General features: G+C 48.5%; 16 protein-coding genes. 9 read left to right on the top strand and 7 right to left on the bottom strand.

Annotation, left to right across the window (positions count from 1 at the left end; translation table 11 throughout):
- Positions 1–102 precede the first annotated feature (102 nt).
- Entirely contained in the window at positions 103–318 is a 216-nt protein-coding gene (locus tag L0156_03755; protein ID MCI0602104.1) for a DUF2277 domain-containing protein, read from the bottom strand.
- 63 nt (positions 319–381) lie between these two features.
- Here L0156_03755 and hisS point away from each other — a divergent pair, with 63 nt between their 5' ends.
- Genes hisS through L0156_03735 form a run of 4 tightly spaced genes read left to right on the top strand, consistent with a single transcriptional unit; the run spans position 382 to position 5,183 of the window.
- Positions 382–1,620, top strand: coding sequence for a histidine--tRNA ligase (gene hisS, locus L0156_03750; GenBank protein MCI0602103.1), 1,239 nt, complete (start codon positions 382–384; stop codon positions 1,618–1,620).
- Positions 1,617–3,362 (top strand): aspartate--tRNA ligase, encoded by a 1,746-nt coding sequence (gene aspS, locus L0156_03745; protein MCI0602102.1) that lies wholly within the window; start codon positions 1,617–1,619, stop codon positions 3,360–3,362. The genes hisS and aspS overlap by 4 nt, the downstream gene beginning before the upstream one ends.
- The gene (locus L0156_03740) at positions 3,355–4,329 is read left to right on the top strand and encodes a MoxR family ATPase (GenBank protein MCI0602101.1); all 975 of its coding nucleotides are present in this window, start codon (positions 3,355–3,357) and stop codon (positions 4,327–4,329) included. Before aspS ends, L0156_03740 begins: the two co-directional genes overlap by 8 nt.
- A gap of 56 nt (positions 4,330–4,385) precedes the next feature.
- Positions 4,386–5,183, top strand: coding sequence for a hypothetical protein (locus L0156_03735; protein ID MCI0602100.1), 798 nt, complete (start codon positions 4,386–4,388; stop codon positions 5,181–5,183).
- Between the two features lie 272 nt (positions 5,184–5,455).
- On the opposite strand, the gene L0156_03730 is transcribed toward L0156_03735, so the two are convergent.
- The 3 genes from L0156_03730 to L0156_03720 all read right to left on the bottom strand — a co-directional run bounded on the left by L0156_03730 (position 5,456) and on the right by L0156_03720 (position 8,597).
- Positions 5,456–5,782 (bottom strand): DUF72 domain-containing protein, encoded by a 327-nt coding sequence (locus L0156_03730; protein MCI0602099.1) that lies wholly within the window; start codon positions 5,780–5,782, stop codon positions 5,456–5,458.
- A gap of 123 nt (positions 5,783–5,905) precedes the next feature.
- A complete protein-coding gene (lon, locus tag L0156_03725) occupies positions 5,906–8,251 on the bottom strand; it encodes an endopeptidase La (GenBank protein ID MCI0602098.1) in 2,346 nt (781 codons plus the stop codon).
- Positions 8,244–8,597 (bottom strand): Hsp20/alpha crystallin family protein, encoded by a 354-nt coding sequence (locus tag L0156_03720; protein ID MCI0602097.1) that lies wholly within the window; start codon positions 8,595–8,597, stop codon positions 8,244–8,246. The genes lon and L0156_03720 overlap by 8 nt, the downstream gene beginning before the upstream one ends.
- Positions 8,598–8,710: 113 nt before the next feature.
- On the opposite strand from L0156_03720, the gene L0156_03715 reads away from it, so the two are divergent.
- The 4 genes from L0156_03715 (at position 8,711) to L0156_03700 (ending at position 14,660) form a co-directional block, all read left to right on the top strand.
- Positions 8,711–9,301 (top strand): sigma-70 family RNA polymerase sigma factor, encoded by a 591-nt coding sequence (locus L0156_03715; GenBank protein MCI0602096.1) that lies wholly within the window; start codon positions 8,711–8,713, stop codon positions 9,299–9,301.
- The gene (locus L0156_03710) at positions 9,298–10,074 is read left to right on the top strand and encodes a zf-HC2 domain-containing protein (protein MCI0602095.1); all 777 of its coding nucleotides are present in this window, start codon (positions 9,298–9,300) and stop codon (positions 10,072–10,074) included. The genes L0156_03715 and L0156_03710 overlap by 4 nt, the downstream gene beginning before the upstream one ends.
- Positions 10,075–10,160: 86 nt before the next feature.
- Complete coding sequence (locus L0156_03705; GenBank protein MCI0602094.1) at positions 10,161–11,741, top strand: HEAT repeat domain-containing protein; 1,581 nt, start codon at positions 10,161–10,163, stop codon at positions 11,739–11,741.
- A gap of 294 nt (positions 11,742–12,035) precedes the next feature.
- Entirely contained in the window at positions 12,036–14,660 is a 2,625-nt protein-coding gene (locus L0156_03700; protein ID MCI0602093.1) for a carbohydrate binding family 9 domain-containing protein, read from the top strand.
- A gap of 57 nt (positions 14,661–14,717) precedes the next feature.
- On the opposite strand, the gene L0156_03695 is transcribed toward L0156_03700, so the two are convergent.
- Positions 14,718–17,384: a protein kinase gene (locus L0156_03695; protein MCI0602092.1), complete on the bottom strand. Its 2,667-nt coding sequence runs from the start codon at positions 17,382–17,384 to the stop codon at positions 14,718–14,720.
- A 142-nt stretch (positions 17,385–17,526) separates the two neighbouring features.
- Here L0156_03695 and L0156_03690 point away from each other — a divergent pair, with 142 nt between their 5' ends.
- The gene (locus L0156_03690; GenBank protein MCI0602091.1) at positions 17,527–19,137 is read left to right on the top strand and encodes a BamA/TamA family outer membrane protein; all 1,611 of its coding nucleotides are present in this window, start codon (positions 17,527–17,529) and stop codon (positions 19,135–19,137) included.
- Between the two features lie 94 nt (positions 19,138–19,231).
- Here the strand turns inward: L0156_03690 and L0156_03685 are convergent, their stop codons facing one another.
- Both L0156_03685 and L0156_03680 read right to left on the bottom strand, forming a co-directional pair.
- A complete protein-coding gene (locus L0156_03685; GenBank protein MCI0602090.1) occupies positions 19,232–21,922 on the bottom strand; it encodes a TonB family protein in 2,691 nt (896 codons plus the stop codon).
- Between the two features lie 156 nt (positions 21,923–22,078).
- Positions 22,079–24,403: glycosyltransferase family 39 protein (locus L0156_03680; GenBank protein MCI0602089.1), on the bottom strand; the 2,325-nt coding region annotated here is incomplete at its 5' end.

The raw sequence follows: 24,403 nt of genomic DNA, 5'->3' as shown, positions 1-24,403 counted from the left end.
AACAATTATCTGGAATATAAAGAAACGTACAGGGTACTCTATGCAAAGTAGCGCGGGCCTCTGGCCTGCGGATTCGCAGGCGGGACGCCTGCGCTACCTTGTTTACGTGGTCCTTGACTGACGCCCTTTCAACTGCCCGAACATTTTCCGGCTCGCTTCAGCGACCTCGAGAACAGCCTGGTCGAATGCATCCTGATTTGCTTGCGAGGGAACCCGGAAACCACTTATCTTTCTAACGAATTGTAAAGCGGCATCGTGCAATTCAGCGTCGGTAGGCTCTACTTCGTTTTTGCGTAATTTTTTGATGTTCCTACACATGGTTTCTATCTTAACTGTTCTGCGGGCGGGACGCTCGCGGTACATGGTATTATCTTTCAACATATGATTCGAGCAGTTAAGGGCACACGGGATATTTTCACGCCTGAAGTCCAGAAATGGCAATTTGTCGAGCGCAAGGCCCGGGAAATTTGCGCACTTTACGGCTATGAGGAGATTCGCACGCCTGTGCTTGAATCGACGGAATTGTTCACGAGAGGAATCGGAGAAATCACCGATATCGTGACCAAACAGATGTTCACTTTTTCCGTAAGCCATGATTCGGTTACGTTGAGGCCAGAGGGGACTGCTCCCGTGGCGCGGGCTTATGTAGAGCACGGACTTGACAATGAACCCTCCATCACAAAGTGGTATTACGTTGGTCCTATGTTTCGCCATGAGCGCCCGCAAAAAGGGAGATACTGGCAGTTTGGACAGTTTGGAATCGAAGCGCTTGGAACTGATAGCCCGGCCGTCGATGCTGAAGTGATTGAATTGTTGATCCGCTACATAGAATCAGCAGGAGCAACACAGCACGAACTTCATTTGAATTCAGTCGGATGTTCTGTGTGCCGTCCCATCTATACTGCAAAACTTCAGGAGCTTCTGAGAGAACGGAAAGAGGAAATGTGCGCGGATTGCCAGGTCAGGATTGAGAAGAATCCATTGCGCGTGCTCGATTGCAAGGTTGAAAAGGACCAACCGATCGTTGATGCGTTGCCGGCAATCGATGAATATCTTTGCGAGGAATGCCGCGCGCACTTCCAGACTGTGCAAAAATTTTTGGGATCTTCCGGCATCCAATTTATCCGGAATAAAAGACTGGTTCGTGGTCTGGACTATTACACGAAGACAACCTTTGAAGTTTTGTTGCCCGGCCTCGGCGCTCAAAATTCCGTCGCGGGTGGCGGACGTTATGATGGTCTTGTTGAGGAACTGGGAGGCAAGCCGGTAAACGCAATCGGTTTTGCCCTCGGATTAGACCGTCTGGTTCTCGCGGTTCCCGAGAGTTCCGCTGAACCATCCGGAGTCAGCGTTTTTATCGTATCCATGAGCGACCTTTCCTTCAACTTCGCCTACAATGAGGTTCAAGCCCGCCTGCGAAAAGAAGGAATCGCCTGTGAAGTGGACTATCAGAGAAGAAGCGTGAAAGCCGCAATGCGACAGGCGGACAAAAGAAAAGTAGAATGGGTGATTTTGGTGGGCGATGATGAAATACAGGAGGGAAAGGTCACTTTAAAGAACATGAAGAATGGCGAACAACAGCGTTATTCTCTAAATGAAGTTATACAGAAACTCGTATGAAAAGAGACATTTACTGCGGCGAAGTCCGCAAAGAACATGTGGGAAAGGATCTAACTCTGACCGGCTGGGTTTCCCGGCGACGGGATTTGGGTTCCCTTATATTCGTTGAGCTAAGAGACCGTTCCGGTTCTGTGCAGATTATTTTCAATCCGCAGACCAATGAAGAAGCTCATCGCATCGCCAAGGCCTTGCGTCCGGAATTTGTTGCTTGCGTCAAAGGCAGGGTGGTTGAGCGCGAAGAAGCAACGGTCAATAGAAATCATCCAACAGGGGAAATCGAGATTGTCGCATCCTCGCTTCAAATTCTGAACGAATCGAAGACTCCACCTTTTCCGGTGGAGGATGAAGTTCAGGTTTCGGACGATGTTCGTTTGAAATACCGGTATCTGGATTTACGGCGGCCCAAAATGCAGCGGAATCTTTTCCTGCGACACAAAGCAATCCTTGCGGCCCGCAAATTTCTGGACAGTCAAGGCTTCGTGGAGATAGAGACATCCATGCTAACGAGATCTACGCCGGAAGGAGCCCGGGATTATCTCGTTCCGAGCCGCGTAAATCCCGGAAAGTTCTATGCGCTTCCGCAATCGCCTCAGCTTTTCAAACAGTTGTTGATGGTTTCAGGTTTCGATCGATATATGCAAATCGTGAAGTGTTTCCGCGATGAAGACTTACGCGCGGAGCGTCAACCGGAGTTCACGCAAATCGATCTGGAAATGTCCTTTGTGGAACGCTCCGATGTGATTGCTGTTATGGAGCCCCTGGTTCGGGAAATCTTTTCCAGCGCAGGAATCTCAGTGCCCATTCCTTTTCCACAGTTGACTTACGATGATGCGATGGACCGTTACGGTTCGGATAAACCGGATCTGCGTTACAGCTGCGAAATCCACGATGTGACGGAATGGGCCCAGACAACCGAATTTAGAATTTTCCAGCAGGCCGAGAAGGTGAAAGGGCTGGTTGCAACAGGATGCGGCCGCTATTCACGAAAAGAAATCGATCAGCTGGAGGCAAAAGCAAAAGAATTCGGCGCCGCCGGACTCATCTGGGCGAAGAAAACCGGAGATGCCATTCAGTCCTCCATTTTGAAAGCGGTTGGCGAAGAAAAAATGAATGAGTTGTGGAGCCAGATGCAGGCGGGCGATCAGGATCTAGTGTTGCTGGTTGCGGGTCCACGTATGTCCGCTAATACCGTATTGGGGCAGCTCCGCACGCATCTTGCCCGTCAGGAAAAGTGGTACACGAAGGATGATTTCCGTTTTGCATGGATCATCGATTTTCCTCTTTTCGAATTCGATAAAGAGGAGAACCGGTATGTTGCCTGCCATCATCCATTCACCTCTCCCATGCCCGATTCGATCCCTTTACTGGACACCGAACCTGGTAAAGCAAAAGCGCAGGCATATGATGTAGTTTGTAATGGATATGAAATCGGGGGAGGAAGCATCCGGATACACAGCGCGGATGTTCAATCAAAAGTGTTTGATACTTTAAAGATTTCCCGCGAAGAAGCGAAGGAAAAATTCGGATTCCTCCTCGACGCTTTGCAATATGGCGCTCCACCGCATGGTGGAATTGCGTTTGGAATGGATCGCATCGCCATGCTGCTTGCCGGAGAGGAATCGATTCGCGAAGTGATAGCATTTCCGAAAACCAGCAGCGCGCAGTGTTTAATGACCGACTCTCCTTCTACAGTATCCAAACGACAGTTGGAGGATTTACACATCAGGCTGATCGATGATTAACCGCATCAACAAGGAGAACATTGCGCCGGTTTCTCTGGAACAGGCCCGCAAACTTGCGCGCGCAATTGAGCAGGTCATACGGGGCAAATCCGAAGCAATTCAAATGACGCTCGTGACTCTGTTGTCCGGAGGCCATCTACTGATTGAAGATGTTCCCGGAATCGGTAAGACGACTCTTGGTCATGCGCTCGCGAAGTGCGTTTCGTGCAGCTTTCATCGCATTCAGTTCACTTCCGATTTGATGCCGGCTGATATTACGGGCGTTTCCATCTGGAGCGCCAAAGACCAGGAATTTGTTTTTAAACCGGGTCCCGTTTTTTCTAATATTGTCCTCGCGGACGAAATCAACCGCGCGACTCCAAAAACGCAGAGCGCTTTACTGGAGGCAATGAGTGAGTTCCAGGTTTCCGTAGACAGCAGGACCTACGAACTGGTGATGCCGTTCATGGTTATTGCGACTCAAAACCCTCTGGAGCACTACGGCACTTATCCGCTTCCGGAGTCTCAAATGGACCGCTTCTTTATGCGGATCCGGCTGGGTTATCCCGACGAGCAACATGAAAAGGAGATCATTCGCAATCAGGAATTTGAGCATCCAATTAAATTCGCGCAGCCGGTCATTGAGCGTACGGAACTGGTGCTACTTCAGGAGCAGGTGAAAAACGTCACGATTGATGAAGATGTCCTGTCTTATCTCTTGAGGATCGTTAGCGCAACCCGGAACTCCCCTTTGATCACGTTAGGCTGCTCTCCACGCGGTTCTCTTTATTTCTTTCGAGCAGCGCAGGCATATGCCTTTTTTCAGGAAAGAGATTACGTAATTCCAGACGATGTGAAAAAACTGGCAGTGCCTTTGCTTGCTCATCGAATTCAATTAAAATCTTCCGTTGTATTTCAGGAAAATCGCGCGGAAGAAGCGGAGCGCGTGATCCAGCAAATTGTAGATACAATTCCGGTGCCCATTTAGAAATAGATTTTTTTATCTTGGCGTTCTTGGCGCCTTGGCGGTTAAAAAGGAGCAACATGAATCAGATTAGCGAGCAAGAGTTACGCGATGCAATTATTGCGACAAAGAAAGATGTGAAACTCGTTGGAGCGGCTAAGAATGACAGGATCAATTCCGTCGAATCGTTGTACAAGGAATTCTCAAAGCTTCCTGTAGACCGGCAAAGAGAGATCATCGCCTCCGTTGCCATGGATTATTTTGTGGGCGCACAGTATAAGATCGCCTTTCAGCTAAACAGTCTACCGGCTGCGGCGCTTGCTGACGGCACAGCCGCCGCTGGAAAGGCGCTTTTCTTTACCCGCGAAGAAGAATGTTTGAAGGAAACGATCCGGGCTTTGCGGTTGTATCTTCAAAGCCCTTTCTACAAGATCGTCGCGTCTTCTCTTGGAGAGGCGGCCGAAATTGTGCGCTCCGATCTGGCTGCTGTAGCACGCATTTTAACTGAACCGGATGTTTACGGTCTCATTCAGTCGTTCGATCCGTCAACACCGGTTTCCGAACGGCTCATTCAATGCATCGCAAGGGTTGCCATGTATACGCGTGATCTGGATTCATCTCTGCTGGTAGCGAAATTTCTACATGCGCGGCGTCATTCCTCAGCAGCGGAAACAATTGCAGGGTTGATTGAAAATGCCATTTTCATGGCGCGAGACCGCAGGAGCGTGCGTGAAATCTTAGCCGGCCTCGGCGGCGGTGGGGTAGATCGGGTTCTGCAGCGTCACGCGGAAAACAAAGCTGTGCTCTCAAATATTCGTGATGTCGCCTCGAAAACTCGCGATTCGCGCGCAATTCGCAGCTATCTGGACGCACTCTAAACAGGAACGACTATTTGATACCCGTTGGAAGGGACTTCATCCCTGGATTCTGCGATTCCGCACATTCCGCACCAGATAACTTGCATCTACACGATTTTTCTCGTAAAGTGTAAGTTCATACGAGTATTGTTTTTTAGGCTCCCCAAACAAAGGGTATTCCCCGGGGCGGGCCCGCCAGGGTTCGCCCCACCCTGATTTCAGAAACAAAGTAGCGCGGGCGTCTCGCCTGCGATTAGTAGTCTTGATTTGCCTTCGCCGGCGGGACGCCCGCGCTACTTTGTTTGAACGAGTCGTTTAAGCTCCAGCGCGTTATTGATCGCGTAACCCTGCCAGTCATTGTTGAAGTAGAACCAGATGTCGCGGTGCTGCTTCTTCCATTCCTGAATTCGTTTTGCCCAGGCTTCAAGATGTTTAGTCTGATACTTTCCACCGTACGTCGGTCCTGATCCATGGAGCCGGATGTAAATGTAATCTGTTGTCACTTCCAGCGGGGTTTCGACAAGATCGCGGTCATAGATGCAAAAGGCAACGTTGAAGTCTTGCAGCGTTTGATAAGACGGCTGTGGCTGTTGGAAGATTCTCCGGATAAAATTTGCCAAGCCAGTGTTTATAATGCCAGCCGGAGCATCCAATATGAATGGGCACAAAACCTGCCTCATAAGTGCCAAAGTAATGAGTAATGAGCAATGAGTCTCACGGGCGAGTCTCATGACTCATTACTCTTATGCAGCGGTGTTTGCTGCCATGCGTTCGCGAAGTCCTGAAATTGCGGTCGCAAGAACTTCTGTGACATGTTCCACGGGAATGAATTCCATTTCCTTGTGAATCTCTTCTGGTAAGTCGCGCAAATCTTTCAAGTTCGCCTTTGGTAAGATCACTCTGACCAATCCTGCTCTCCGCGCCGCCAGAACTTTTTCTTTTAAACCGCCAATTGGCAGTACAAGACCGGTCAACGTAATTTCGCCTGTCATTCCTGTTTTGCTGTCAACTGGAAGTCCTGAATATAGAGATGTAAGCGCAGTTGCGATTGTAATGCCGGCCGATGGACCATCCTTTTTGATCGCGCCGGCAGGAACGTGGATGTGGACTCCCGACTTTTGAAACAGCGCAGGATCGATGCCGAGCTTTTCGGCGTTTGACCATAAATAACTGTGAGCAGCTCTTGCCGATTCTTGCATAACATCGCCAAGATGTCCGGTAAGTGTCATGGAACGTCCTTCCGGTAAGAGCGTTGCTTCAATGTAGAGAACATCGCCGCCTGCTTCGGTCCATGCAAGACCAGTCGAAACGCCGGGAGGCAATTCTTTGCGGGCCTGTTCCAGAAAGAAACGTTCCGGTCCGAGATAGTCGATCAACATATCAGGCAGTATTTCCGTAGGCTGGCTTTTGTTTTCTGCAATCATCAGTGCCGTCTTTCTGGCAAGTCTTCCGATCATGCGTTCCAATTCGCGAACTCCCGCCTCGCGGGTGTACCGCGAAATCAAGCGACGCAAGGCTTCGTCGCTGATTTTCAACTGTTCGGGCGTCAATCCCGTTTCTTTGAGCTGCTTCGGAATCAAATAGCGTTTTGCAATCTCCATTTTCTCTTCTTCGCTATAACCGGACAGTCGCAGGATTTCCATCCTGTCCAGCAAAGGTTGAGGAATGGTGTCGAGAATATTTGCCGTGGTTATGAAGAATACTTTCGAAAGGTCGAACGGAAGATCGAGATAATTATCGCGGAAAGTGCGATTCTGCTCCGGATCCAGGATTTCGAGCAGTGCAGCCGCAGGGTCGCCGCGAAAATCATGACCCAGCTTGTCGACTTCATCGAGCATCAGTACAGGATTATTGACGCCGGCTCTTCGAATTGTTCGAATGATTGCGCCGGGCATAGCGCCAATGTAAGTGCGTCTGTGTCCCCGCAATTCTGCTTCATCATGCATTCCACCGAGGCTCAGTCTTTCAAAGGTACGCCCGAGCGATCTTGCAATCGATTGTCCGAGCGAAGTCTTGCCTACACCGGGAGGCCCGGCAAAACAGAGAATCGGCGATTTGGCTTGCGGATTCAATTTCAACACACCCAGGTGTTCCAGAATCCTTTCCTTAATTTCCTTTAAGTCATAATGATCCTCGTCCAGGACTTTACGGGCTTTTTCTATGTTGATTTCATCTTCCGTGCCCTTCAACCACGGCAATTCAAGAATTAATTCCAGATACGTTCGAATCACATGATATTCCGGCGCCATTGCAGGGAGTTTCTTGAGTTTTGAGAGTTCCCGGTCCGCTTCTTTTCTGATTTCTTCGGGCAACTGGGCTTTATCCAATCTTTCCTGTAAAAGTTGTGCTTCGCTCTCCTGCGGATCCTTCTCACCAAGCTCCTGCTGAATCGCTTTCATCTGCTGTCTCAGGAGATATTCCCTTTGTTCCTTGGACATTTCGTTTTGAACCTTTTTTGAAATCTGGCTGCTCAATTCGAGCACTTGAATTTCGTGCGTGACGTACGAGTGAATCAGAGTCAGTGCCTCCAGTACTGTGGCGGCTTCCAGCACGGCTTGTTCCCTTTCTACAGGAAGATTCAGGATCGATCCAATCGTATAAACAAGTTGCATTGCGTTTCCTGTATTTGCGAAAAGCTGACTGAAATCCAGCACAGCATCACTTTGAATCAGCGATAAAGCTTTTGAAACCTGCTCCAGAATCGCGCGTCGTAAAGCTTCGATTTCGGTGCTGGTATCCTGCGGGACAGGAAAGAGACGGATGCGCCCCGTCATGAAAGGTTCTGTTTGCTCAACTTTAATGAGAACAGCCCTTTCAATCCCCTGAACCGCTATGCTGATGGTATTTGGCCTGGGACTGACTAGCTTTTTAATGATGGCTTTTGTTCCAATAGTGTAGAGGTCGTCCGCGGTCGGGTCATCCACATTGTTTTTTTGCGACACAATGAAGATTTCTTTTTCTTCACTGGCGGCTGCTGCTTGAACAGAATTGACCGAAATAAGCCTTTCTACGGACAATGGCGTGAGAACGTACGGAAAAACTACGGTATTTCTAACGGGAAGCAGCGGCAGAGTCTGGGTATCAGTCATTTTTGTTAACCTCCTGCTCGATTCGTATCAAAAGCATTCCATCTCTATAATCGAGTTTGATTTCGGCGTGCTCAAGTTGCACAGGCAACTCGATCGATTTTCTAAAACGGTTATAGGAAATCTCCATCGCGTAGTAGTTGTGAGATTCTTCCTCTTGAAAATCCCGCCGGATTCCTTCGATCGTCAGGCAATTTCCTTTGGTTTTTATCTCGACGTCTTCCAGGCGGATACCGGCAAGATCCAGTTTGACCAACCAACCGTTCCCGATCCGGTAAATGTCAGCGAGAGGCTGCCAGACGAGGTTTCCGAATCCTTGAGCCGAACAGAGAAGAAATCGCTTTCGCATAGGGTAAACTGAGCCCGATAGAAACACTAATTCGTATTGAGTTGAAGTGCAACCTTGTAAACAAAGTAGCGCGGGCGTCTCGCCGGCGCAAGAAGTAAACCTTTAGGGCCAAAATGCCGTCCAACATTCAAACAGCGGTTATGACGAATGAAGAGCAGATTCTTATTGAGAATGTTCAACGCGGGGAAATGGCGGCGTTCCAGGAACTGGTCGAGAAATACAAGCAGAAGGTCTTCTATATGGCTCTCGATATGACGGGGAATCACCATGATGCCGAGGATTTATCGCAGGAAGTTTTTATGAAAGTGTTTACGGCTATTAAAGATTTCAGAGGCGAAGCAAAATTGAGCTCCTGGTTGTATCGCATTGCCATGAATACATGCATCGACAAAACTCGCCGCAAACACTTAAAAATTGTAGATATTGATAAAAAGGTGTATGAGCAAGCAACGAATGGTAAGAATCCGGAACAAGAACTGCATGCCCGCTCGACTCAGGAACAGATCGAACAAGCGTTGCAAAAATTGCCTCCGAGGCAGCGTTCGATATTTGTGATGCGGCACTACAATGAACTCATGTTGAGGGAAATTGCGGAAGCGCTCGGAATTTCAGAGGGAACCGTGAAAGCGCAGCTTTTTCGCGCGATTCAACGATTACAAAAAGAGTTGGGAGCACTTGGCCCCCGACAGGATGAATTCCAATGAAGCCATGTAAACAGGTTCGACCTTTATTTATCGAAGCACTTTATGACGAGCTTGATCCGGAGTCTCGAGAAAACTTTCGCGCTCATTTGCGCTCCTGCGTCAAATGCCGGAAAGCGTTTCGAAAAATGAAGCGCGCGCTGGGAGTGATGAACCAGCGCGTCCGTGTTGAACCGGATCAGCAATTCTGGGATGGCTACTACGACCGGCTCGAAAAACGGATGCAACAGGAAAAACCAAAGGTTGCTCCGCAATGGACCCGATGGGCATATCGCGCAGCCGCAGTAATTTTGTTGATCGGTATCGGTGTGATTCTGGGAAGATTCAACCAGTTTACTCCCGGACCGGTCACACGAACGAAGCCTTCTACACCACCCGTAGTCCAGGCAAAGCTTGAGCAGAGGACGCAGGATTTTCTCGGCCGCTCGGAAGTCTTACTGCTTGGCATGGTTAATTTCAATGCGGAATCAGACGATGCAAGCGCTGTGGATATCACGAAGCAAAAAGCATTGTCGCAGGATCTGATTCAAGAAGCATCCTACTTGAAGAAAGAACTGTCAGATGAAAATGACGGACGGTTGGAAAAACTCGTGGGCGATCTCGAATTGATCTTGATGCAGATTGCAAACCTGGAAGAGAAAGAGGACTTGCCAGAAATAGAACTCGTGAAAAATGGAGTGGATCGCAAAGGACTTCTTCTAAAAATCAACTTAGAGCAGATGCGCAAGGGACAACCACGTAGAAACAGTAGCAAAGTAATGAGTCATGAGTTATGAAAGTACCGAAGGAGACTCATTGCTCATTACTCATTACTTCTTGCAAGGGCCACGGGGAAAACGCGTACATAGTGGAGGAAAACTAGATGTTTCGTAGAAAACCAATTGACTTAATAGCGATCGTGCTGCTTCTGGTGCTCAGCACGTTCACATTTGCCTATCCACCAGGGCCTGCAGCGGAAGGCAGCGAAGCGGCAAAAGCATATAACAAAGCTTACGGTTTCGTTCTGGATGAAAAATGGGCCGATGCGACTCAGGCGTTTCAAAACGTGATTCAGAAGTACCCGAATAGCCCCTATACTGACGACTCCAATTTCTGGATCTGTTTTTCAAAACAAAAACAGAACAAACGGGAAGAGAGTGTGAGATGTTACGAGTCTTTTATCAAACAGTATCCCAAAAGCGAGTGGGCGGATGATGCTCAATCGAACATGATCAATATTGCTAACGACCTTGCGAAGGCAGGAATTCATACAACCATCAAAATCGAAGAAATCCGTAAACATGGGAGTACAGATGAAGTGCGGCTGCATGCCATCCGGGCGTTAGTCGATTCAGGGGACGCAACGGCAGAGGATGTGATTGCAATATTTAACACGGAAAAGGATCCGAAGACCCGCAGCAACATTGTCTATATGCTAACCGAACTGGATTCTCCGCAGGTCACCATCAAGTTGGGAGAGATCGCCATAAAGGATCCGGATGGTTCCGTACGCAAAAACGCAGTCTATGCTCTGGGAGATCGTGGCGGAAAGGAATCGATTGGAGCGCTCAAAAAAGTTTTGCAGTCCAATGTAGAACAGGAAGTTCGAAAGGCCGCGCTTTATGCCCTGGCAGAAACAGATGATCCTGAAATCGTGCCGCTCCTTGCGGACATCGCGAGTCGCGAAGCCAATCAGGAAATGGCCAAAACAGCAGTGTATGCGCTGGCAGATATGGACAGTCAGGCCTCTGTGAAAGCGTTGCAAGGAATTCTCGCGCAGGTAAAGCCTACGGAAATCAGGAAGGCTGTTCTGTTTGCTCTTGCGGATCATAATGCGATGACTTCCGCAATGTTTCTGAACGTTGCCCTCAGCGACCCGGATCCCGAATTGAGACGCCATGCCGTGTATGCAATCGCGGAATTGGATGACACAGATCGTTTTGAATCTCTCAAACAGATTTTTTCAAAATCAAAAGAGCTGGAGGTCAGGAAGGCAGCGCTGTATTCAATCATGGATAAACCGGAGCCGAGAGCGAAATCATTTCTTGTTGATGTAGCACTCAACGATCCCAATGTGGAACTGGCGAAAGCCGCAGTTTACTCCCTGGGAGATAATCTCGAACCCGAAGATATTCAGGTCGTGCTCGATCTGGTCCAAAAAGCAAAGAATCTGGAAGTCCGTAAGGCAGCGCTCTACAAGGCGATCGATATGGGCGGCAAAAATGCTGTAAAAGTAATGACGCAATACTTGAAGCAAGGCCAGGATCCGGAGCTGCGAATTACAGCCGTTCGCGCATTGGGAGACAGTGAAAGCGATGATGCTGTGCCGATTCTTCTGGATCTTGCAAAGAATGATCCCGATAAGAATATTCGAATGGCAGCCGTTCAAAGTCTTGGTCAAATCGGCACCCCAAAAGCCAAACAAGCGCTCCGCGCAATCATCACCGGTGAATCACAACCTTAGGGGCCCTTAATATTTAAACAGGTTGGTCTAACCGCTGACGACCTGGGAAGGGGCGCGAATCAAATTGCGCCCTTTTTCCTTATTAACCGCCAAGACGCCAAGACAAAACATTGTAAACGTTTCCTCACATTTTCTCGTCCAATTTACAGCAAGCAACCTTTTAGAAACCGCATTGGTCTATTGAGGTATGCAGAAAGAAGTGCCAAAGCAATGAGTAATGAGCGATGAGCTTCTTAAGATTTTCTCGGAACTCATCACTCATTACTCGGCACTGAAATTGTGGGAGAGAGAGTCATGAAACGGAAATCATACATTTTGATCATCTGTTCCGTCCTGTTATTAGGGAGTGAAGCGTGGGCGGATACTAAAGTAAAAGCAGTACGATTAACCGAACCGATTTCACTGGATGGAAAACTTACGGAAAAAGTTTGGAAAGATGAAAACGCTGTAACGGAGTTCATTCAGCGTGATCCGGTGGAAGGTGCAAAAGCTACAGAAATGACTGTTATCGATGTCGGGTTCGATGATGAAGCGATCTATATCGGCGCGCGAATGTACGATTCGCAACCGAATTTGATCGAAGCGCGGCTCGTTAGGAAGGATGTTCTGATCACGTCCGATCAGTTGATGTTCTATGTCGATCCCTATCATGACAAACGGACCGGTTATTACTTTGGCGTGAATGCCGCCGGCACACTCTACGATGGCACTCTTCTGAACGATAGCTGGGAAGACAACTCCTGGGACGGCGTTTGGGAAGGCAAAGCAAACGTTGATGAGAAAGGATGGACCGTTGAGATGCGCATTCCCTATTCACAACTCCGTTTCCGGAAGCAGCAACAATACATATGGGGCGTGAACTTCAAGCGCACCATCGCCCGCAAAAATGAAACGGATTATCTGGTGATCCGGCCCAAAAATGATAGCGGATTTGTATCCCGATTTGTTGAAATGACTGGAATCCAGAGTATCAAACCGCAACGGCGCATCGAGATCATGCCTTATATAACAAGTAAAGCGGAGTTCACACATCCGGGTGCGGACAATCCATATAACGATGGTTCTTCCTACGATCCGGGGATCGGAGCCGATATGAAATTTGGTCTGGGAACCAACTTAAATCTGGATGCAACAGTGAATCCTGATTTTGGCCAGGTGGAAGTTGATCCTGCGGTCATCAACTTAAGTGATGTAGAAACATTTTTTCAGGAAAAACGACCCTTCTTTATTGAAGGATACAATATTTTCAAGTTTGGTGAAGGTGGCGCGACCAATTACTGGGGATTCAACTGGAGCAATCCTCTATTGTTCTACAGCCGCCGCATTGGAAGGGCTCCGCAGGGTTCCATTCCCGATTCGGATTATCAGGATGCTCCGAACGGCGCCAGCATTCTTGGTGCTGCAAAACTTACAGGCAAAATCGGACCCGGTTTTAGCATTGGAACCTTGCATGCTTTCACCGGCAGGGAACGGGCCAATTATTTTGTCGATGATGTCTCAAGCGAAGCAGAAATCGAACCGGCCTCTTACTACCAAGTAACGCGAGGATTGAAAGAATTCGGCGATGGCAAACAAGGTCTGGGTTTCATCACCACGATCGCTTCCAGAAGGTTTGAGGAATTACGCTTAGAGGACGAGATCAATGGCTCTGCACTTGTTTATGGCGTGGATGGTTGGACATTCCTGGATGACAATAAAACGTGGGCGCTTACCGGATGGACCGCTTTCTCTACAGTAAAAGGGAATCAAGCTCGGATTACCGATCTGCAGCAAAACTCCAGACATTACTTTCAGCGACCCGATGCCGATTATGTCGAAGTGGATCCGGATGCAACCTCGCTGAATGGCTACGCCGGACGTTTTTATGTGAACAAAGAAAAGGGAAACGTGTTTTTCAATTCCGCCTTCGGTTTTGTGAGTCCTGGCTTCGACAACAACGATCTCGGTTTCCTGTTCCGCGCCGATCAATACAACATGCATGTAGGCAGCGGTTACAAATGGACGACTCCCGGGAAATATTATCGCTATGCGGAGCTCGGTGGAGCAGCGTTTCGCACGCTTGATTTTGGTGGCGATACAACGTGGGGCGGCTTGTTTCACTTCGGATATGTTGAATTTCATAACTACTACACACTCGACTACTCACTGGCATGGAATCCTGAAGAAACGCTCAATAACACACGCACTCGTGGCGGTCCGCAAACGTTGAATCTGCCCGGCTATGAAGTCAATCTGTTTGGACGCACGGACAATCGTAAAAAATTTGTGTTCGGTTTCGGTGGAAACCTGTATGAAGCGGAGTCCTCTCACTACCGCGCATTGAGATCCACCATCGAATGGAAACCGATCGCCAATGTTTCCCTCAGTGTGAATCCCACTTTCGAACATGACTGGACACCCGCTCAATGGATAGAAAATTTTGAGGATCCAACCGCGGCACATACCTTCGGAAAACGTTACGTCTTCGGAGCACTCGATCAGAAAACTTTCAGCGCAGGTATACGCGTGGATTGGACATTTACTCCACGCTTGAGTTTGCAACTCTATGCCCAGCCGCTGATTTCATCGGGAAGATACACGGGTTATAAGGAGTTGGCTCAACCCAGAAGCTACAGATTCAACATCTACGGGAATCCGATTATCACCAGCGGCGATGTCACGATCGATCCGGATGGAACAGGCCCCGCCGGCGCCTTTACCTTCGATGATCCGAATTTTAATTTCAAGTCGCTGCGCGGAAACGCGATTCTACGCTGGGAATACCGGCCCGGCTCCACAGTTTATTTTGTGTGGACGCAAACACGTTCGGATGACGAACCGACCGGAAATTTCCAGTTCACCCGTTCGCTCAGCCGTTTATGGAAAGCCGAAAGCGATAATATTTTTCTTGTCAAATTTAGCTACTACTGGAACCCTTAAGCGCTCTGTGTTGTGGTGCGGGCGACTCGCCCGCACTGCAATTTTTTTGTGCATGAGTCATGGCTGATTTGTGTACCGCTTTTCTGCTATCTCGAACTCGTGCTTTAGTTTTGAAAGCAGATTCCGAAAAGATTCTGTATTTCGGATAGGGTCAAGCAGCGGGTCTCGCTCAAACCATGGATAGCAGGGAAAGCCTTTTTCAATCGATCTGGACAGCCATTCAACAGCAGCGTCATGATTTCCCAGCTGCGCATAAGTAACTCCGATGCTGTACAGAGCATGATGATCGAGAAAGGAGGAAGCCAGAGCTTCCTTCAACCACTTCTGAGCTTCTTCGCGCCGACCCGATTGTGCGAGAATCGCGGCGAGCGTTGCTTTTGCACGAGTGGCTGTTCCGCCATAGGAAACGGTCATCATCTCACGCAACACGGTTTCTGCTTGTCCGGCGTTACCTGAATAATAATGTGCCAAGGAAAAGTGCCAATCGGCGATGGCTTTTCCCGTCAGTCTTTGAACTTCTTCTAAATTTTTGATCACGTCGGAAAAGCGTCCACGAAAAAAATCAATGACAGCCTGCGTGCGAAACGCCTCTACCTGGTCCGATACATTTGCGCGTTTGGCTGCGATCAATTCTTCTTCCGCAAGATCAAACAATCCATAATGATAGTAGGCTGCCGCCTTGAAATAATGAGGAAGATAAAGGGAATTGTTAAGGGCAAGCGCTTTGTTACTCTCTTGAATTGTCAAGTCCCACTTGAATTCTGTTTTGCGATAAACGGCTGCCATGGCTTCATTAGCTTCAGCAAGATTCGAATCGATTCGCAAGGCCTGTTGTGCTTCCTCCAATGCGCGGTTGCCCCAGAACTGGGCTTCCTCATCTGCACCGAGCCGGAGATGCATGTCTGCGGCGGCCTGTGCTAATCCCGCGCGTGCTTTGGCGAAAGAGGGATCCAGCTGAAGTGCTTTTTCAAAATAAGAGATTGCGGTGAGGGCCGACTGGCTGGTGTACCGTGGAAGTTGTTCCCGGCCGCGCACATACCACTGGTAAGCCTCCGTATTTTCTGTGTAGGCCTGCTTTAATCGAACACGTTGCTGGGGGCTGATCTGAAGCTGAAGCGCTGAGCTAACTTGCTCGGACACACTATCCTCAATGGTTAGAAGATCGGAAGGAGATAAGTCGTAGGTGAAACCCCACAATGAAACGCCATCCGCCGCGCGGATCAATTGAACGCGGATCCGAAATCGATCGCCGATCTTCTGGATTGTTCCTGTTAGTATGTTCTCTACTTCGAGCTTTTCGCGCACCTCTTCGATTTCAAAGTGCTTGTTTTGGAATGCAAGAATGGAGCTTGTGGGGCGTAACTGGATCTGCTCAAGATTGGATAGTCGCGTGATAATTGCGTCCGGAATGCCAACCGATAAATATGAAATCGACGGTTCAGGAGTGGAAATGTGAAACGGCATAACCGCAAGAGTGGCACGCCCCGGCTTGTTTCTGTTCATTCTGGCTGGATTTCTTTGAAAAATGATGAATGTTGATGTGACAATCAGCACAATCGCAATGCCGTAGATCCACAGGCGAAGCCTGGAACCGGTTGGTACAGCGAACCCTGTTCGATTCGATTTGGATTCCGCACTCGCTTGAACGTGAAGAAACCCGCCTCGAAAATCATGTAAGTCATTTAATAATTCTTTTGCTGTCTGGTACCGCTCCGCGGCGTTTTTGCGCAATGCTTTGGAAACAATACTGTCTAATTCCGCAGGAATCTCAGAGTCAATTTGCGAGAGCGGCGGCGGTTCTGTTGTCAGCAATGCTGCGATGACATCAGCATGGTTATCACCTCTGAAGGGGGGCATGGAAGCGAGCATCTCATAGATTAGGACGCCCAAACTGAACAGGTCTGTGCGTGCGTCTGTTGTTTGCCCGCGCGCTTGTTCAGGGGACATGTAACGCGCAGTTCCGATGACCATGCCTGTATCCGTTTTCAGTTCTGCTACAGTTGCCGTTTCGCGATCAACAAACTGCGCTTTAGGTTCGATGAGCTTTGCTAATCCGAAGTCGAGCACTTTTACCAGGCCATCGCGGCGCACCATAATGTTTTCCGGTTTGATATCGCGATGGACAATACCTGCTTCATGAGCCGCTGCAAGCGCATTTGCGGTTTGAATGGCGATGTCGAGAACCTGATTCAGGTCCATTTTGCCGCCAAGCATTCGCTGTCTGAGTGTTTCTCCTTCCACGAATTCGGTTGCAATGTAATGGGTTTCTTCGGCGCGGCCGATCTCGTAAATGGTCAAAATATTGGGGTGGTTCAAAGCTGAAGCAGCACGTGCCTCGCGTTCAAAGCGGCGGATCGTATCGGTATCTTGAGTCAAGTTTTTGGGAAGGAGTTTTAGCGCGACTTTCCGGCCCAGGCGGCTGTCCTGTGTAAGATAGACTTCACCCATTCCTCCTGTGCCCAAAAGGGACAATATGTGGTAGGAACCGATTTTTCCGGTGGTCTGCATTTGATCTTGCATCAGCATCCCGGCGGCAACTTCCAGAGCAGGCGATTCAAGAAATTCCTTTGCGCCAACTTCGTGTTTCAATAGAGATTCCACTTCCTGCCGGAGAGCCGCATCACTTTTGCAGGCCTCCTTCAGAAAAGCGTCTCGATCCGGCGGCGCAAGTTCGCGAGCGGCAGAATAAACCTTCTCTACTTTCTTCCAGCGTTGGGGAGTCATGACTCATTTCTTTATATCACGTTGAACTATCTAAAAGGATTTTGAAACCTCTTCCCGCTTTATCAAATGAGATTTCAGTGCGGCCGGGCGCGTCAATTTTTGCCGGCGCGACGCCGACGCTACAACCTGCTAGAATGCTGCTGTGCGGATTTGGTTTTTCGCTCTCGTTTTTATCACCATCCCATCTTTCCTGCTTGCCGAATCAGCGCCTCGTGTTCGAAATATCTATATCAACAACCTGGATGTATTTGATTCGCAGCATCAGGAGTTTCGATGGTGGGGATTCCGGCTCATGAACCGTCTCCATGTAAAAACTCAAAAATCATTTATCCGCAACGAGCTCCTGTTAAGAGAAGGAGATCTGCTGGAACCCGATTTGATGCGTGAAAGTGAGCGAAATCTCCGGAGGTATACGTTCTTAACGGATGTTTCGGTACGATCGCGCCGGATCAACGATCAGGAAGCAGATCTGTTTGTGAACACGGAAGATCAATGGACAACAAAACCGAATTTGTCCTGGGGAAGCACACGCGGATCGCGGATTCTGGACATCGGAATAGAAGAAGAAAATTTCCTTGGTCTTGGTAGACGGGTAGGACTGCGGTATGAAAAAGCGCCGGAAAGGGATGGTTTCGTCGGGCTTTATGGTGATCCACGATTTCTGAATACAAGGCTCCGGTTGAATCTGCGCTATGCCCGTTTTTCGGATGGACACCGGTTGAACTACGCGCTCGTTCAACCATTCTACGCGCAGGAAGCGCGGTGGTCCTATGGGGTAAATGGATTCGATTTAAAGCGCTTACAGCACTTTTATTACCAGGGGATCGATGCTGCCGCGCTCGAACACGTTCAACACAATGTGACTTTTGATGTGAACCGCGCGTGGGGACCTCGTTATCAACGGAACAGGGCCGGCTTGATTCTTGGTTATTCGCAAAACCTGTTTCCATCCGTTTTGATTTTCGATGAAGAAGCCGCTCAAGAGGAGGAGATTCAGCGAAATTTGGATCCAGTGGAAAGCGAGCTCTTCAACATCGGAATGAGTTTGGTCCGTGATCGTCAGAGATTTGTGAAGTTTTACTATGTAGATAATTTTGGACGGACTGAGGATCTGCCATACGGCACACTGGCAAGCCTTGCGGTCGTTCATTCCAACGATGATAGAGGCCGCGATTTTCTCACAAGTAATTTCACTGGAAGATACACATTTCACCGGAATGCGAGACAATATTTTGTTAGCCACGCCGGGTTATCTTTGAGAAGGGAAGGAGGGGAGTGGAACAACTGGATTGCAGAGTTTTTGTTGCGCTACTACATTCAAAAGGATTCCACCAAGTTTGGCTTCTTCAAGAGTCCCAAACAAACCCTTGCGGCAAATCTGGCGGCAACGATTACCGCAGATATGGATGCGCCCTTTCAATTATCGCTGGGTGAAGATGAAGGTTTGCGCGGGTACCCCTTTCGTGGCTTTACAGGACTAAATCGCGCTCTTCTGAATCTTGAGTACCGTGTGATGATTCCCTGGGAACATCGTCTGGTGGGAGTCGCAGCGGTGCCGTTTATCGATTCAGGTTATGTCTGGAATCCGGATCATCATTTCGGAGCCAGCGTTGGGATTGGTTTGCGAATCGGATTGAAGAAATACGGCAGAACCCGTGTGCTGAGAGTTGATTACGCATTTCCACTTGTGAATAGCGGCGGAAGGGGCGGCTCACTATCTGTAAGCGCCGGTCAAGCCTTCGATATTCTGTAATTCACCGCAGAGAACGCAGAGATCGCGGAGAAAAGAGAAAAGATAATTCTTTGTTTTTTTTTCGGCGTTCTACGCGTGCTCTGCGGTAAAAAAATTAACGTTTGACGAAGGTGATGGAAGTGCTCAGCCAGACACGAACTGGAACATTCTGTTTTTTCGCGGGCTCGTAAGTCCACTGTTTCACAGTGCGTACGGCTGCGTCATCCAGAATTTGATGCGCAGATTTGAGGATTCTTACATCCAGCACCTGTCCTGTTTCAGAAATCAACAGATTTAATTGCACGGTCCCTTCGAGCTTCTGTCTTCTTGCGGCCTCGGGATACTCTACGGAAGTTTTCTTCAGCGTCTTTGGCGGAGTGACGCCAGGCCCAAGAGTTACCAGCATTCCCGGTTTAACTTCCGGCTCTACTGGTTTCGGTTGTTCCGCTACAACTTTGGGCACCTCTTTCAGTTCCGCCTTAAGCGTTGTCGTTTCTCCTTCTTTTACACGGACAGTTTCCGTATGATCGATGTAGCCTTCTTTACGCAAAACGATGTTATATTTTCCAACCTTCGCTTTGTCTAACTTCGTAGGCGTTTGGCCGATAATCCTGGTCCCCAGTCCGATGAATGCACCGGGCGGGTTGGATTCGATGACAAGAATTCCAACTTGCTGCACCGCTGTTTGCAGTACTGCGGGAATCTCCAGTGCAAATTGATTTTCATTGAGATCCACTTCCTGGACAAGATCTTGGTAGCCTTGCAGTTTTAGTGTGATCGTATGTTTCCCGAATGCAAGAGTGGAGAGTTTTAAAGGCGTTTTCCCTTTTTCCTCAGTACCCAGAAGAACAGTAGCCCCCGGCGGTTCGGATGTAATAGAGATTTCGCCGCTGGTTGGTTTCGGTTGACCCGGTTGCGGCGGAGGATTGAGTTTGCGAATGAAAGTTAGATCAGGCTGCGCATCGGGTGTCTCAGCTTCCTTTCTCATCGCATTGGTGATCCACCAGGCGCCTATGGCAATGGCAACTCCCAAGACGAGATAGATGGCGATGCGTCCCACACTTGCTTTCCTTGCAGGAACCGCGGCGGGCGTCAAGGCAGCTGCTTCTTTCGAAATCGTTGCAGGGGTCGGTTTTTGAACCGCTCGTAACTTTTCACGCGATGCGGCCAACATTTCCTCTGATTCCTTCTTCAAAGATTCAAAAACACTGAATTCAAATGGACTGCCGGTATCCAGGAATTTTGCCAGTGACTTTTCGGCTTCCTCCCATTTTTCCTGTTGGAACTGTTCTTTGGCCTGTTGCCACACTTGATACAAAGCCCTGTGCCGCTCAATTGCCGGAGCTCTTGTCTGGACCATGGATGGAAATGCTTCTTTTCCGAGTTCCAACATTCTTTGAGCGCCGGCAAAATCAAGTTTTTCACAAAGTAAGCGAATCTCTTTTGTAATCTTCCCTTCGGTATCCTTTAAGAGTTGTTGGATTTCCTGGCTGGAGGAATCAATTGTATGGGCTTTCGTAAGGTGCTGTATTGCCTGCGATGTTCTGTTTTGTTCAAGCGCTTCCTGGGCCGCCAAAAAATGCTCTTTAAAAATGGTTTCACTCTGGTCCATACTTTGACTTTCCAGTTTTTGAACCTCTTCTCTCAATTGAAAAATAGCGCTCGCCTGCGGGGAGAGCTGCGTCATTTGTGAGATCAGCTGGCGCGCCTGTCTGAAGTCTTTTGATGCAATATGAGCTTTGACCTGTTCTGATAATCTCGGAAGAATTTCCTGAATTTTCCTCTTTACCGTTTCATTATTGGGATCCCGTTTTGAAATGGTGCCCAGAATTTCAATCGCCTTGGACAATTTGTTTTGATCAATATGATCTTGTGCGAGGATCAAAAGTTTTTCAGTATTGATGGCGCCGCCAGGAGAGGTTCTGCGACCTGTAGTTGCAGTGGGCACAGGATAGATGTCACGGAGTTTGTGGAGCGCATCCACTACCTCTCCGGCTGTCTGGAACCTGTTCTCCGGTGATTTTTCAATCATCTTGTGCACGATGAAACAGAGTTCCGGATCCAAATCCGAAGCTACGGCGTTTAAAGGCTGTGGCGGTTCATTGATGTGTTTGAAAATGAGGGTGATTGAATTCTCGTCATGAAAAGGTGGCCGCCCTGCAAGCATTTCATAGAGCATGATCCCGAGACTGTAAATATCGCTTCGTCCGTCAATTGGTTTTCCTAGCGGTTGTTCGGGCGCCAAATAGTGTGGAGTCCCCAGCAAGGTGCCTGTTTTTGTTAGGTTTCCCTCATACTGTACTCTCGCCACCCCAAAGTCCATCAACAAGGGTTTACCGTAAGGATCCAGCATGACATTGGCGGGCTTGATGTCACGATGAACAACGTTGTTCTCGTGCGCATAATCGAGCGCATCTGCCACCTGCTGCATGATGTGAATGACCTCGGCAGGATCCATTTTCTTGTCACGTTGCATTCTCTGCGATAGGGTTTCTCCTTCGATGTACTTCATGACGAAGTAATAAATGCCATCTCCTTCACCGACATCGTAAATGTCAATAATGTTTGGGTGGGAAAGCGCGGCCGCAGAACGCGCTTCTCGCTGAAAACGCTTTACCAGATCTTCCTGAGAGGAGATGCTCTGGATGAGAATTTTGATTGCCACCTTTCGGTGCAACTGAGTATGTTCACCGAGATAGACTTCACCGAAACCACCCGCGCCAATCCGGCCAAGAATCTTGTATTTTCCGCCAAGAGCGGTTTCCAATTGTGATATCTGAACACTCTGTCGTGAGTCTTCGGGCATCTCTAGTCGGTCCTCGGTTTTGAATCCGATATTATATCACCGATAATCGTGGATCGTAATCGTAATCGTGATCGTAATCGTCAATCTTAATCATAATCCCTAATTGAATTAAGAATCATGATAAAGATAAGCGATTACGGTTACGATCCGCGATTATTAAGGGATTTGCACGCCATAGATTGGATGGAGTCCCAGTTTTGAATCTTCGACTCTTATTTGTTTGTTGTACCAGCCCCCGATTTGCGGGCTAAAAGGGAGGTCCTGGCGCGTGAAGATCCAGTAACTGAGCTGGTAGTCCCCTGTGAGATCTTCCGTATTCATGGGAATATCAATTATGATTCTTTGCGACGGCTCCAGATAAAACTCATGGGCAACACTGGTGGAGGCAAAATTTTTCCAGGGTTGTGCCTCACCGATTTCACTTAAGTAGGCCTTAATATAACCCGCCACATTCGCTTTTCCGCGATTTCTTAGAATGCACCGAATCCGAAAGGATTCATTTTGTTGAAAAAGGTGAAACGGTTTGGTAGATCTGTGAGGGTTGGGATCGAAATCGGCTGTAGACACGCGGATAACGGGTGGGATTCCTTCCAGTAAAAGTCCCCCTGAGCTATTTGTCCATTGAAATTGCACCATTTGGTTCGGAGTGATAATTTCCGGCGCCGACGCAAACAGGCGGAGCCGGCTGTTCAGCCTCACAGGAAAAACAGAAAACGGAAAACTGGAAAGTTCTCCAACTCCACGCCACCGCAGTATGGTCTCGCCGGATTTCATGTTTGTTACTTCGACAAAATGCGAGTCTCCGGACTGATTCGGAAATTTCAGGGAATAGTATCCTGGTTCCAACGAAAGCGAGATTCCTGAGCGGGTTAATGAATAGGTTGTTTGCCCTGATTCGCTTTCTATGGCCGGAAAAAAACCGGCGGGAATTGCGGATGGCCGTGTTGCAAAAACTTTGATTCTGTAATCGGGAATTAACAAAGGATGAGGCAGCAGATCGAGTATCAAAGCTCCTCTCGTTTCTGCGTCCTGGAAAAGCGTGCTGAAGTAATTCTTGTACCGCAGCGCTGCCTCTCCTTCGATAAAGTAGCGCATGTACTGCCCGCTCGAAACCACAATGTAGTCGAAACCATTTTGCTGAAACCAGCGAAAGTCCTTGTTGTTTAAAACGTAATCGCGCGGAACAAAATTCTCAATTTGAAAGTAAGCCCTGTCCAGCTCCAACTGGCTGAATTGAAGCAACGCAATTCTGGATCCTCTCGGCAAACGGTTCACCATCCACAACTCCGCTTTGCTGCGGTTATCCGTTCGAGAGAAAAGATACGATTGAACTATGCTGCGGTAATAGGGCCAGGACAGGGTTGTGGCGATCAATAAAGCAAAGAAAACCTGAAAGATCCATTTCCGTGAAAATTCCCGGGTCATGCGCCAGATTTCTGACAGAGTGAGGGCTGCCCACAAAGCCAGAAATGGGTGCAACGGAAGAAGTCCGTGTGTGCGGCGTGTTTCGAAAGAGCAGAGCCAGAAGAATACAAAGAGTGGATAAACTCCCAAAAGAAGACTTTTCGGAACGGAGGAAGCAAAACTCCAGAGAATTCCAAATCCCGCGAAGAGCATCAGCGGAACGTTATAGTTGTAACGTGTTAAGAATTCAATGTAATAAGCAATCGTGCTTTTTCCGTAATAATCTTCTCCAGTCGCATAAAGCACTTTCATCCTGTTTTGCCAGTAGTTCAGTCCCTCCTGGCCCGTGAAGAGAAATGGATTCGTAAAAAAGAAAATGATTGCTGCAGCAAGAAAACTGCGCACGAGCCAGGAGAACCGCGCCTCTTTTCTTTTCATGGAATGTACCAGGATCAGAGTGAGCGCCAGTGGTCCGCCAATGGTGTATTTGAAAGACATGGTGATGCCCATAGCCAATCCAAAGATCCAGTACAATCCGCTTCTTGGATCCTCCAGAATGTAGAAGGCGATTTCATGAGCAAGAAGAACAAAGAAAATCGCGGGGATCTCCGGACGCAGCATATGGCTGTATTCAATGTGTTGTGGAACAGCTGCGAGTACCGCCATCGCAAGCAAGCCTGTAAGTGTGGAGAACCGTTTGCCCAGCCGGTAGCAAAGATAAACGGTAAGAGTTCCAAAAAATGCGCAAACAATCCTTCCCACAAAAACAAAGGATGCGGGCGAAACAGTTTCCACTGAGGTGAAGTAACCCAACCAGTTTCCGAGCTGATAAAAGAGATAGAGAAAGGGGAGCAAGAAATAGTAAGCGAGTCCCGGCAGATCAAACTGGTGCGGATTCAGGTCCCCTGATTTCAGTATTCTCAGCAGGATTTCAAGTGTGTCCGTTTCCCCGTAAAGAGTATGCAAAGGCAGACCCGTGGATAAATCCTTGAATCGAACGACGCCTGCGAAAATGAAAATTGCCCAAAAAAGAATTTCAGAGGAAGATCGATTCTGCGATAATTTCATCTGTTTTTT

Source organism: bacterium, from assembly GCA_022616075.1.
Lineage (GTDB): Bacteria > Acidobacteriota > HRBIN11 > JAKEFK01 > JAKEFK01 > JAKEFK01.
Note: the sequence above shows the minus strand (reverse complement) of the source record. Positions and strands in the feature narration are given on the sequence as shown.